General features: G+C 72.2%; 8 protein-coding genes. 5 read left to right on the top strand and 3 right to left on the bottom strand.

The genetic code is table 11. The annotated features are described in order from the left end of the window. Positions 1–42: 42 nt before the first annotated feature. Positions 43–3024, bottom strand: a complete 2982-nt coding sequence (gene uvrA / locus ACZ51S_RS26245; protein ID WP_468477671.1) for an excinuclease ABC subunit UvrA — start codon at positions 3022–3024, stop codon at positions 43–45. Between the two features lie 186 nt (positions 3025–3210). On the opposite strand from uvrA, the gene ACZ51S_RS26250 reads away from it, so the two are divergent. The 5 genes from ACZ51S_RS26250 (at position 3211) to ACZ51S_RS26270 (ending at position 8969) form a co-directional block, all read left to right on the top strand. Continuing rightward, a complete protein-coding gene (locus ACZ51S_RS26250) occupies positions 3211–3906 on the top strand; it encodes a maleylpyruvate isomerase family mycothiol-dependent enzyme (protein WP_468477672.1) in 696 nt (231 codons plus the stop codon). Between the two features lie 9 nt (positions 3907–3915). Then, positions 3916–4572, top strand: coding sequence for an MBL fold metallo-hydrolase (locus tag ACZ51S_RS26255; RefSeq protein WP_468477673.1), 657 nt, complete (start codon positions 3916–3918; stop codon positions 4570–4572). A gap of 131 nt (positions 4573–4703) precedes the next feature. Beyond that, positions 4704–6023: an MFS transporter gene (locus tag ACZ51S_RS26260; RefSeq protein ID WP_468886971.1), complete on the top strand. Its 1320-nt coding sequence runs from the start codon at positions 4704–4706 to the stop codon at positions 6021–6023. A 381-nt stretch (positions 6024–6404) separates the two neighbouring features. After that, complete coding sequence (locus tag ACZ51S_RS26265) at positions 6405–6767, top strand: hypothetical protein (protein WP_468477674.1); 363 nt, start codon at positions 6405–6407, stop codon at positions 6765–6767. Positions 6768–6851: 84 nt separating this feature from the next. After that, positions 6852–8969 (top strand): hypothetical protein, encoded by a 2118-nt coding sequence (locus ACZ51S_RS26270; protein WP_468803164.1) that lies wholly within the window; start codon positions 6852–6854, stop codon positions 8967–8969. A gap of 62 nt (positions 8970–9031) precedes the next feature. On the opposite strand, the gene ACZ51S_RS26275 is transcribed toward ACZ51S_RS26270, so the two are convergent. Next, positions 9032–10018, bottom strand: a complete 987-nt coding sequence (locus ACZ51S_RS26275; protein WP_468803163.1) for a TerC/Alx family metal homeostasis membrane protein — start codon at positions 10016–10018, stop codon at positions 9032–9034. 269 nt (positions 10019–10287) lie between these two features. Then, a complete protein-coding gene (locus ACZ51S_RS26280) occupies positions 10288–12276 on the bottom strand; it encodes a TerD family protein (protein ID WP_468803162.1) in 1989 nt (662 codons plus the stop codon). Positions 12277–12312: the final 36 nt, after the last annotated feature.

A 12312-nucleotide genomic window follows, 5' to 3' on the forward strand; every position in this document is an offset into this window, starting at 1 on the left:
CCGCCGGCGGCCCACAGGTCCCGGCGACGGCCGGGCCCGGGGCTACGCCTTGCGGGTGCGGGCCGCCGTCTTCTTCGCCGGCGCCGCTGTCTTCTTCGCGGCGGGCGCCGCCGTCTTCTTCGCCGGGGCCGCCTTCTTCGCCCGCCTGGCCGGAGCCGGAGGCGCGCCCGCGTCGGAGATCCGCTCGGCTCCGAGGATGTCGCGCAGGAACTTGCCCGTGTGGCTCGCGCCGACCGACGCGACCTGCTCGGGCGTGCCCTCGGCCACCACCAGGCCGCCGCCGTAACCGCCCTCGGGGCCCATGTCGACGACCCAGTCGGCGGTCTTGATGACGTCGAGGTTGTGCTCGATGACGATCACCGAGTTCCCCTTGTCCACCAGCCCGGACAGCACCTTGATCAGCTTCGAGATGTCCTCGAAGTGCAGACCCGTCGTCGGCTCGTCCAGTACGTAGACCGTCCGGCCCGTCGACCGCTTCTGCAGCTCCGATGCCAGCTTGACGCGCTGCGCCTCACCGCCCGACAGGGTCGGCGCGGACTGGCCGAGGCGGACGTAGCCCAGCCCCACCTCGTTCAGCGTGCGCAGGTGCCGCGCGATCGTCGGGACGGCCTCGAAGAAGTCCAGCGCCTCCTCGATCGGCATGTTCAGGACTTCGGCGATGGACTTGCCCTTGTAGTGGACCTCCAGCGTCTCCCGGTTGTACCGGTCGCCGTGGCACACCTCGCACGGGACGTAGACGTCCGGCAGGAAGTTCATCTCGATCTTGATGGTGCCGTCACCGGAGCAGTTCTCGCACCGGCCGCCCTTGACGTTGAAGGAGAAGCGGCCCGGCAGGTAGCCGCGCACCTTCGCCTCCATGGTCTCCGCGAAGAGCTTGCGCACGTGGTCGAAGACGCCCGTGTACGTCGCCGGGTTGGACCGCGGGGTGCGGCCGATCGGCGACTGGTCGACATGGACGACCTTGTCCACCAGGTCGTCACCCTCGACCCGCGTGTGGCGGCCCGGTACCGACCGGGCGCCGTTCAGCTCGCGCGCCAGGTGCGTGTACAGGATGTCGTTGACCAGGGTCGACTTTCCGGAGCCGGAGACACCGGTGACCGCGGTGAGCACGCCCAGCGGGAAGGACACGTCGATGTCCCGCAGGTTGTTCTCCTTGGCGCCGTGCACGGTGAGCTTCCGGTCGCCGTTCACGGGGCGGCGTACGTCGGGCACGGGGATCGACTTCTTGCCGGACAGGTACTGGCCGGTCATCGAATCGCCGTTCTCCAGCAGCTCCTTCAGCGAGCCGCTGTGCACGACCTTGCCGCCGTGCTCGCCGGCGCCGGGGCCGATGTCCACGACCCAGTCGGCCACCTTGATGGTGTCCTCGTCGTGCTCGACGACGATGAGGGTGTTGCCCATGTCCCGCAGTCGTACCAGCGTCTCGATCAGCCGGTGGTTGTCCCGCTGGTGCAGGCCGATGGACGGCTCGTCCAGCACGTACAGCACGCCGACCAGGCCGGAGCCGATCTGCGTGGCCAGCCGGATGCGCTGGGCCTCGCCGCCCGACAGGGTGCCGGCGGCGCGGTTGAGGGAGAGGTAGTCCAGGCCCACGTCCACGAGGAAGCGCAGCCGCTCGTTGACCTCCTTGAGGACCCGCTCGGCGATCTTCTTGTCGCGGGCGTCCAGCTTCAGCCGGCCCAGGAAGTCGGCGCACTCGCTGATCGACATCGCCGCGACCTCGGCGATGGACCGCTCCATCACCGTCACCGCGAGCACGATCGGCTTGAGGCGGGTGCCCTCACAGGTCGGGCAGGGCACCTCTCGCATGTAGCCCTCGAAGCGCTCGCGGCTGGCGTCGCTCTCGGACTCGGCGTGCCGGCGCTTGACGAAGGGCACGGCGCCCTCGAAGGCCGTCGTGTACGCCCGCTCGCGCCCGTACCGGTTGCGGTAGCGGACCTCGATCTGGGTCTTGTGGCCGTACAGCAGCGCCTTCCGGGCGCGCTGCGGCAGCCCGGCCCACGGGATGTCGGTCCGGAAGCCCAGCTCACCGGCGAGCGCGCCGATCAGCCGCTGGAAGTAGTCCTTGGTGTGGCCGAGCGCCCACGGCGAGACGGCGCCCTCGTCCAGGGACTTGTCCTCGTCCGGGACGATCAGCTCGGGGTCGACCTCCATGCGCGTGCCGATGCCGGTGCACTCGGGGCAGGCGCCGAAGGGCGAGTTGAAGGAGAAGGAGCGCGGCTCCAGCTCCTCGAAGGACAGGTCGTCGTACGGGCAGTAGAGGTGCTCGGAGAACATCCGCTCGCGCTCGGGGTCGTCCTCGGCGAGGTCGACGAAGTCCAGGATCACCATGCCGCCGGAGAGGCCCAGCGCGGTCTCGACGGAGTCGGTGAGCCGGCGCTTGGCGCTGTCCTTGACGGTGAGGCGGTCGACGACCACCTCGATGGTGTGCTTCTCCTGCTTCTTCAGCGTGGGCGGCTCGGAGAGCTGGATGGTCTCCCCGTCCACCCGGGCCCGGCTGTAGCCCTTGGTCTGGAGGTCCGCGAAGAGGTCGACGAACTCGCCCTTGCGCTCGCGGACCAGCGGGGACAGCACCTGGAAGCGGCTGCCCTCGGGGAGGGCGAGGACCTTGTCGACGATCGCCTGCGGCGACTGCCGGGAGATCGGACGGCGGCACTCGGGGCAGTGCGGCTTGCCGATGCGGGCGAAGAGCAGGCGGAGGTAGTCGTAGACCTCGGTGATGGTGCCGACGGTGGAGCGCGGGTTGCGCGAGGTCGACTTCTGGTCGATCGAGACGGCCGGGGAGAGGCCCTCGATGAAGTCGACGTCGGGCTTGTCCATCTGCCCCAGGAACTGCCGGGCGTAGGAGGACAGCGACTCCACGTAGCGGCGCTGGCCCTCGGCGAAGATCGTGTCGAAGGCCAGGGAGGACTTGCCCGAGCCGGAGAGCCCGGTGAAGACGATGAGCGAGTCGCGGGGCAGATCGAGCGAGACGTTCTTCAGGTTGTGCTCGCGAGCGCCACGAACGATGAGACGGTCGGTCACGCCGGTCGCACCTTTCTTGAGAGAGCGGGGGCACGGGCCCCGACTGTCCAGGGTATGGGGGGCGCCTCTGCGATGGGATGGAGTCTGACTCCCGAGCGTATAGCACGCACATTCGATTTACGGCACTCGCAAGCCCGCTTCACCCGATCGTGTGGCGGAGACCCCGCGGCCACTAGGCTCGGATCCATGACTGATCATGTGCACGACCTGGCCTCTGTACGTGAAGCCACGGAACGGCTGCTGAACGCGGTCGCGAAACTGGACAACGCCTCCCTCTCCGAGGAGTCACACCTCCCGGGATGGACCCGCGGCCACATCCTGGCCCACCTGGCACGCAACGCCGACGCCCTCGTCAACGTCTTCGAGGGCCGCCCCATGTACGAGAGCGCCGCCGCCCGCGACGCGGACATCGAGCGCGACGCGGGCCGGCCCCTGGAAGAACACCTGACGGACCTCCGTGATTCCGGGGCCCGCTTCCTCGCCACCACCGGGACCGGCCAGGACTGGCAGCGCACCGTCGAGCTGCGCAACGGCGTCACCGACCTCGCCGCCAACGTGCCCTTCCGCCGCCTCGTCGAGGTCGAGCTCCACCACGTCGACCTGAACATCGGCTACGAGCTCTCCGACCTCCCGGAGGAGTTCACCGACCGGGAGATCGCCTTCCTCGCCGACCGCTGGTCCGGACGCCCCGGCGTCCCGCCGGTCACCCTCACCCTTCCCGACGGCGAGCCCGTCGCCCTCACGGGCGGCACCGAGGGCACCCCGGTGACCCTCAGCGGCCCGAAGGACGAGCTGCTCGGCTGGCTGGCCGGCCGCGACCTCAAGGGCGCCCACCTCACCGTCGAGGCCGGCGACCGCCTGCCCGAGCTCCCCGCGCTCTAGGATTCCGACATGACGTACAGCGGAGCGGTCAAGGTCGGCGGTCCCGCCGACGTGCACGAACTCGCCGACCTGATGATTTCCAAGGTCGCGGTCGGTTCGATGAACAACAACGCGTACCTGCTGCGCTGCCGGGCCACCGGCGAGCAGCTGCTGATCGACGCGGCAGCCGAGGCGGACACGCTGCTGCAGCTGATCGGCGACGACGGCATCGCGTCCGTCGTCACCACCCACCGGCACGGCGACCACTGGGGCGCCCTCCAGGCGGTCGTCGACGCCACGGGCGCGCGGACCTACGCGGGCGCCCACGACGCGGAGGGCATCCCCGTCGCCACGGACGTCCTGGTCGAGGACGGGGACACCATCACCGTCGGGCGGGTCTCCCTGACCGCGCGCCACCTGGCCGGACACACCCCCGGCTCGATCGCGCTGATCTACGACGACCCGCACGGGCACCCGCACGTGTTCACCGGCGACTGCCTCTTCCCGGGCGGCGTGGGCAACACGTGGGGCGACGCGGAGAACTTCGCCCGCCTCATCGACGACGTCCAGCACAAGCTCTTCGAGCAGCTGCCGGACGAGACCTGGGTCTACCCGGGCCACGGGAACGACACCACGCTCGGCTCCGAGCGCCCGCACCTCGCGGAGTGGCGCGAGCGCGGCTGGTGACCCCGCGAGCGCGCCCGTGCCCCTGGACGCGCTCGCCGGCCGAGGTCAATACCGCGGGGGAGGGCACTCCTTCCGGTCGACCTTGACCGAACACCCGTCCTGGAGGCGGGGACTGGGGTAGTTGCTGCACCATGCAACGAGACCCCTCCCCGCCTTCCTCCCCCTCGATGCTGCGGCTGGCCATCGCCTCCCTGGTCGGCACCGCCATCGAGTTCTACGACTTCTTCGTCTACGGCACGGCCGCCGCCCTGGTGCTCGGCCCGCTCTTCTTCCCCTCCTTCTCCCCGCTCGCCGGCACCCTCGCCGCCTTCGGCACGTTCGGAGCCGGCTTCCTCGCCCGCCCGCTCGGCTCCGTCCTCTTCGGCCACATCGGCGACCGCTACGGCCGTCGCCCCGTGCTGCTCGGCTCGCTGCTCCTGACCGGCCTCGCCACGGTGGCCGTCGGCTGCGTGCCCTCCTTCGACGCCATCGGCATCGCCGCGCCCGTCCTGCTGCTCCTGCTGCGCTTCCTCCAGGGACTGGGCCTCGGCGGTGAATGGGGCGGGGCCGTCCTGCTGACCGCCGAGCACGCTCCGGAGCGGCGCCGCGGACTGTGGTCGAGCTTCCCGCAGATGGGCCCGGCCGCCGGCTTCCTGCTGGCCAACGGCCTGACCCTGACACTGTCCTGGACCCTGAGCGACGCCCAGTTCACCGCCTGGGGCTGGCGGGTGCCGTTCTGGGCCGCCGGGCTGCTGGCGCTGGCCGGGCTGTGGCTGCGCCGGTCGGTCGAGGAGACCCCGGAGTTCCGCGCGCTCGCCGCGTCCGGCCGGCAGGCCGACGCCCCGCTCGCCGAGGTGGTCCGCGGCCACTGGCGGCTGCTGCTGCTGACCGGAGGGGCGATGGCGGTCGGGTACGCCGTCTTCTACACGGTCACCACCTGGTCCCTCGCGTACGCCACCGGCCGCGGCGGCGTGGACCGTACGGTGATGCTGGCCATCGTGATGGCGGCGGTCCTGCTCAAGGGGCTGGCCACCCCGGCGCTGGCGGTGCTCGGCGACCGCTGGGGACGCCGGCCGCTGTGCCTGGCCGGCAGCGCGGCGTGCGCGGTGTGGATGTTCCCCTTCGTCGCTCTGCTGGACACGGCGGACCCGCTGCTGATGACGGTGGGCTGCGTCGGCGCGCTGCTCGCGATGGTGACGATGTTCGCCGTGGTCGGCGCCTACCTGCCCGAGCTGTACGCCCCGCGCCTGCGCTGCACGGGCGCGGCCGTCGGCTACAACCTGGGCGGCGTACTGGGCGGTGCGCTGACCCCGCTCGTGGCGACGGCCCTGTCGGACGGCCCGGGCCCGCCGTGGGGCGTGGCGGTGTACCTGACGGCGGTCTCGCTGGTCAGCCTCGGCTGCTTCGCCCTGCTCCCGGAGACCCGGCCGGCCCCGGCCCGGGCGGCGAGGAACGAGCCCGCCGTGGTGTGAGGCACCGGCCGCCGGACCCCTACGGCGGCAGATCGCCGGTATGCCGGACCGGCGCGGTCCGGATGGTGTATCCATATGCACGGAGCGCGCCTCATGCCGGGCCTAACTCCCGCGGCCCGTGCAGGAATTCACCTGAAGGGCCAGGTCTCGCATGTGCTCCGCCGGCGCCCGGCGGAGCACCGAGATGGCGGGTGCAGCGCATGGAGAGGCGGTCGGTGTTCGGCTCATACCGCCAGCAGGCGGCAGCGGACCGCTGGCGGCTACCGGCCAGGCGTGCGTGCGGCCATCAGCCCACTCCCCGGCGCCCTGACCGGGTGCGCCGGCGGACGAGCCGGCCCGGACCGGCCCGACGTGGCGAACGCATCGCTCCGAGGACCACTCATGACGCCCTCACCCGACGACCACTCCGCTCCGGCCGCCCAGGGCGGCGGCGGGCACTTACCGGCGGCGGGCTTCTTCGCCGCGCAGTACGTACCGCACCAGCCGGTGCTCCCGCCCCCTTCCTGGCAGGCTCCGGGGTATCTCGCCGCGGACTTCCATTCCGAGCTGAGGGCCGTGCGGGACTCCCTCGCCACCTTGTCCTCGAAGCTCGACGGGATCCGGGATTCCGCCGACCGGATCACGGACCACGAATCCCGCCTGCGGGCGCTGGAGAGCCGTCGCTGGCCGATCCAGATCGTCACGGTCGTCATCGCCGGACTGGCCGCCGCCGCAGCCGTCGCGGCGCTCTTCCTGAAGAAGTGACCCCGCCCGGCCGCCGTGCGGACGTCTCCGTACGGCGGCCGGGCACCGCCGTTCCGAGCCAGCCCCGCAGAGTGGAGAACCAGCATGTCCACGCCGCCTCCCGGCCCCTTCCCCCAGCCCGCCACCCGTGAGTGGCAGGAGAAATGGGTGGAGGCCGTCCTGGCCACCAAGGGCGTCACCGCGCCCCGCGCCGCACTGGAGACCATCGCGCCGTTCGTCGTCCGCCCGAAGGACTCGCTGACGAACCCCGAGGACGAACCCGACGGCGTCAGGCGGCTGCGGCCCGACCGGTACCGGTGGGTGCGCACCGACGCCGGCCAGATGATGCTGGCCACCGTGAACATGCACGGCGTCGGGGGCGTCGTCTGGGAGCACAACGAGCGCATCAGCTCGGAATGGCATTCCGTGGCGAACCCCGCCCAGCCCCACGGCTCCCCCACCCCCTCCCGCGTCAGGCCGTGGACGCGCCTGACGGAGGACGGCTCCGAGCGGACGTTCACGGCGCTGGAGAGCACCGCGGCCACCCGTGACGCGCTGGTCGCGCGGGTGGACCAGGCCGCGAACTCGCTGGAGAACCACGACGGGATGCGCACGTACGACCTGCTGGAGGACCTGGCGCTCAACGGCCAGGTCGAGCCCTGCATGTACGTCGCCCAGCACTTCGGCCTGGCCGAGGAGCCGCCGGAGCAGCCGGACGGCCGGTCGCGCTACCCGTCGTCGTACTGGGGCTGGATGGCCGTGCGCGGCAACAACCGGACGAAGTACCGCCAGGAGCTCTTCGACGTCTCCTCCTCCGAAGTGCTCACCGGTGTCCCGTTCAAGAAGCTGGGGCAGGACGACAACCGCATCTCGGTCAACCCGAGCTACTGGCTGGCCGCCCTGTCCGAGCTCCTCAACCAGGAGTACGCGGCCGCCGAGCTGGCCGGGAACACGGACAGCCGGGCGCACCGCGCCAAGGCGATCGCCTCGGTGGAGTCCCAGCTGGTGATCGGCTCCTCCGCGCCGGAGCGGCTGTTCCGCATCGTGCAGGGCAGCAACCGCCGCGACCACGTCCACCCGCCGCTCGAGTTCGGGCCCAACGACCGCGGGCGGGCCCTGGGGCGCGGTGTGCTCGGCGCCTACTGCGCGCACGGGCTGCTCGACGACCGGACGGCCGATGTGCTCGCCGGTCTCGCGCCGGTGACCGAGCTCCCGGGCGTGCCCGCCGACGCGACGACGGCGGAGCTGCGCGACATCCGGTCGATGCGGCTGCTGACGGAGCTCTTCCCGGTGCCGTCCGAGACCGCCAAGCGCGCCCAGATCCGGTCCGCCCTGGGCGAGCCCGCGGCGTCCCAGCTCGTCAGCAAGGACATCAACCGGCGGGTCAGGGCGTGGTCCGCGCTGACGTCCGAGTCCTTCGCCGGCCCGTGGAACCCGCGTGTCGCGGAGGTCCTCACGCGGGCGCACGGCCACAAGGGGATCGCCCTTTCGGGGCGCCGGCTGCCGGAGCTGCTGGCCTCGGCCGACACCGACCGGGAGGCGTTCGAGGAGCTCCTCCTCTTCCGCGCCCCCCACTGGCTGGCCTCCTTCGACATCATCGACGCCGACCGGGGTTCCATCGTCGGCCAGCGGGAGGACGACGAGGGCAAGGAGGCGCAGAAGGTCCGCCGTACCGTGTCGAACGTCCTGGAGGCGATGCGCAAGAACCCGGTGGTGGCCGTCGGACTGCTGCGGGAGATCTTCGACGCGATGAACGAGGGGGACCGCAGGCCCGGCCAGGTCGACGCGACGGGGGCCCCGACGAGCGGCACCGCCACCCGGGCCTGGTTCAACCGGACCTTCACGAAGGAGTCCGGCACCCGCGCGTACACCCGGCGGGGCCCGGCCGGCGGTATCGGGCCCGGCCAGCCGGCGGGCGGAGCGGACGCGGCGGCCGGGTCGGCGGCCGGCGATCCGGCGGGTTCCGCCGACGCGCCGGAGGAGACGCCGACGCAGACGCTGCACCGGCTGGTCCAGGAGCTGGAGCGGCAGGTCACCGCGGCCGCCGAGATGGTGGGCGACCTGAACGAGAACGTGAAGGACGTGCGGGAGGCGGCCACGGCGGCGGGCCTGGACCACGCGATGGAGGCGACGGCGGCGAACGAGCTCTCCCTGCGGGTGACGGGGATACTCCGCAGGCTCCGGGAGGTTCCGGAGACGATCGCCGACCTCGGGCCGCTGTAGCGGGGACGTACGGCGAAGGGCCCGGGAGCGTGCTCCCGGGCCCTTCGCCGTACGGTCGCCGGTCAGGCGTCGACGCTCTTGGCCTCCGTGGCGGAGGCCTCGGCCGCCGCCTGCTTCTTCGAGGCGATCAGGCTGGTGATGGTGGTGATCACGAGGACACCGCAGATGACGCCCAGGGAGAGCGGGATGGAGATCTGCGGGACGTGCACCCCGGACTCGTGCAGGGCGTGCAGCACCAGCTTGACGCCGATGAAGCCGAGGATCACGGACAGGCCGTAGCTGAGGTGGACCAGCTTCTTGAGCAGGCCGCCGATCAGGAAGTACAGCTGGCGCAGACCCATGAGGGCGAAGGCGTTGGCGGTGAAGACGATGTACGGGTCCTGGGTGAGGCCGAAGATGGCGGGGATCGAGTCCAGGGCGAAGAGCACGTCCGTGGTGCCGATGGCGAGCATGACGACCATCAGGGGGGTCAGGACACGCTTGCCGTTGTTCTGGATGAAGAGCTTGGTGCCGTGGTAGCGGTCGGCGACGCCGAACTTCTTCTCGATCGACTTGAGGAGGCGGTTCTCCTCGAACTCCTCCTCGTCCTCGTCCTTGCGGGCCTCCTGGATCAGCTTCCAGGCGGTGTAGATCAGGAAGGCGCCGAAGAGGTAGAAGACCCACGAGAAGGTGGTGATGATCGCGGCGCCGGCCGCGATGAAGATCGCGCGGAGGACGAGGGCGATCAGTACGCCCACCAGCAGGACGCGCTGCTGGAGGTGGGAGGGCACGGAGAACTTCGCCATGATCAGGACGAAGACGAAGAGGTTGTCCACGCTCAGGGACTTCTCGGTGATGAAACCGGCGAAGAACTCCTGGGAGGCCTGGCCGTTGCCGAAGAACAGCAGGCCGAGGCCGAAGAGGGCGGCGAGCACGATCCAGACGACGGTCCAGGTGCCCGCTTCCTTGATCGAAACGTCGTGCGGTTTGCGGCCGATGAGGAAATCGGCGCCGATGAGGATGCACAGACCGGCAACGGTCAGCACCCACAGGGTCAACGAAACGTCCACAGTATTCACGCCTCCGGCGGATGGCTCAGCACATGGTCAGCGTCATCGCTGCCGGAGGTCTCTTCCACCCGGCGGCCACAGGCCGCGGGCCGACGCCCCGGGACCGACCGCGCCAGATGAGCACAGTGGTCCGTATTGACGGGAACGCCGCGCAGGAAATAGCAGGAATACTCCCCTCCGCGGGTCCCAGAGTACCCGCGGAGGAGGCAGAAGGTAAAGCGCTCACCAAGAAGGAGTCACCGGCCGGTCATGGAACGCCCATGGACCGCTCATGGGCGGGCCTCCCGCCGCGCCCGCCGCACCCGCTCCAGCGCCTGGTCGAGGACCGTGCTGCCCTGCGGGGGCAGATCCGGCTCGAAGGTCCAGGCGTGCTGGACCCAGGGGTCGGCGAGGTGGCTGTCCGGCACCGGCGACAGCCGCATCAGCGAGCGCCACAGCGGATCCAGCAGCGGCCCGTACGCGGAGGCCTCGTCGCGGTCGGCGACCATCAGCAGGTGCACCCCGACCGCCGGACCCTCGTCGGCCAGGTAGCGCAGCTGGGTGACCGCCCGGTCGTCGAAGCCGTGCGGGAAGTCGTGCACCACCAGCAGCTGCTCGGCCCGGTCCACGTCGGCGGGCAGCTCCTCGGGGGCGCCGGCGCGCAGCGCCATCTGTACGAGGTCCACGCGCCGCGTCAGCCGCGCCAGGGTACGCGCGACCCCCTCGGCGCCGGCGGCGGGCGGCGCCGCGAGCACTCCCGCGCGCACCAGCGGGGCCAGGGAGGCGGCACCCGCCCCGGCGGCGTCGATGACGTGGACGGAGATCCGGTCGGCGGGGTGGACCGCGAGCAGCCGTACGGCGTGCGCGACGGCCATGTCCATGGCGGCGCGGCGCAGCCGGTCGGTGTCCATGGCCATGGCGGTCTCGGAGCCGGTGCGGCCGTTGTCGATCCACAGGCCGCGCTCCAGCGGGAGCCGCATCAGCATCGGGATCCGCAGGCCCGGCATCTCGGGCAGGCTCAGGTTGCCCAGGCGCAGCGCCAGCGGCGCCTCCTCGGGCACGCCCCCGCCGTGCCAGACGGGGTTGTCCCAGCGGGCGTACGCGGCCGGCAGCGCGGGCTCGACCACCTCGGACTCGGCGACGAGCTGGGCCAGGTCCCGGTCGAGGGCCGCCCTGGCCTGCGCGACCAGTTCCTCGCGGCGGGCCCGGGCGGTGTCGCGCGCGGAGTCACCCGCGCCGCCGATGCGGTGGCGCGGGTCGGACAGGGCCTCGTCCAGTTCGCGGTCCAGCCGCGCGTCGGCGAAGTCGACGGCGCCGCGGTAGGCGGCGACGGTCCGGGCCAGGTCCTCGAACATGCCCCAGACCTGGTTGTAGAGCCGCTCGTCCATGGACCAGCCGCTCGCGTCCCCGGCGACGGGGGCCGGGGGCCGGCCGGGTTCGGCGGCGGGCGCGGGCCGGGGGGCCGGCTCGGGGGATTCGGTGCTGGTGCGCCGGCGGCGCGGGTGCGCGTAGTCGATGGTGGGCGGGCCGGCCGCGGTGTCTGCCGGGGTGGCCGACGCGGGGCCGGGGGTGCCCGCGTAGGGGACTCCGGAGACCGGGACGGGCTCCGGCGGCTCGGGGGCGGGCTGCCGGCCGGCGTGCGGCGCGCCCTGGGCCCGCGGGGGCGGGCCGGCGGGCGTACGGTCTCCCGCGCCGGGCCCGGTGGCGTCCCCGAGGGCGGCGGCCGGGGCCGGCCCGGCGGCCTCCCGGAGGGCGGCACCGGCCAGCTCGGCGGCCTCCGGCGCGGCCAGGCCGCCGTCGGTGAGCAGGGCGCCCAGCCCTTCGGCGTACCCCTGGCCGACGGCCCGGACCTTCCAGGCGCCCTGGCGCCGGTAGAGCTCCAGGGCCACCACGGCCGTCTCGGCATTCAGCCCGGTCAGGGTGAAACCGGCGAACTCGGGGCCGCCCGGTGCGGCCACGGCGGTGTGCGCGGCCGGTACGGAGCCGAAGCCCAGCGGCCCGCCGGGCGGCAGGACGAGGAGCAGGCCGATCCGGTGGACCTCCGCGGCCACGGCGTCGAGGTCGACGGCCAGCGTGTGCCGGTCGGCGACCTCCTCCGGCAGCCGTATCCAGGACGGGGCCGGGGCGCCCGGACGGGCCAGCGCCCCGGGGCCCGCGAGGCGGCCCTGCTCGTCGGCCAGGGCCGCCAGGGCGAGCACGGGTGTGCCCGCCGAGACCCTGACCTCGATCCTGTCGTGGGGCACGGGGTGGTTCTGCCCCCGGACCAGTTCGGCCGTCATCGTGCAGCCCCTCCCCCGTGCCTTCTTCTCTTGTTC

This window comes from Streptomyces sp. NPDC034043 (assembly GCF_055575675.1).

What these genes read in the sequence shown, in the direction of transcription:
- ACZ51S_RS26250 (WP_468477672.1), top strand. Translation starts at nt 3,211, where the DNA reads ATGACTGATCATGTGCACGACCTGGCCTCTGTACGTGAAGCCACGGAA.
- ACZ51S_RS26270 (WP_468803164.1), top strand. Translation starts at nt 6,852, where the DNA reads ATGTCCACGCCGCCTCCCGGCCCCTTCCCCCAGCCCGCCACCCGTGAG.
- ACZ51S_RS26260 (WP_468886971.1), top strand. Translation starts at nt 4,704, where the DNA reads ATGCAACGAGACCCCTCCCCGCCTTCCTCCCCCTCGATGCTGCGGCTG.
- ACZ51S_RS26255 (WP_468477673.1), top strand. Translation starts at nt 3,916, where the DNA reads ATGACGTACAGCGGAGCGGTCAAGGTCGGCGGTCCCGCCGACGTGCAC.
- ACZ51S_RS26265 (WP_468477674.1), top strand. Translation starts at nt 6,405, where the DNA reads ATGACGCCCTCACCCGACGACCACTCCGCTCCGGCCGCCCAGGGCGGC.
- ACZ51S_RS26280 (WP_468803162.1), bottom strand. Translation starts at nt 12,276, where the DNA reads ATGACGGCCGAACTGGTCCGGGGGCAGAACCACCCCGTGCCCCACGAC.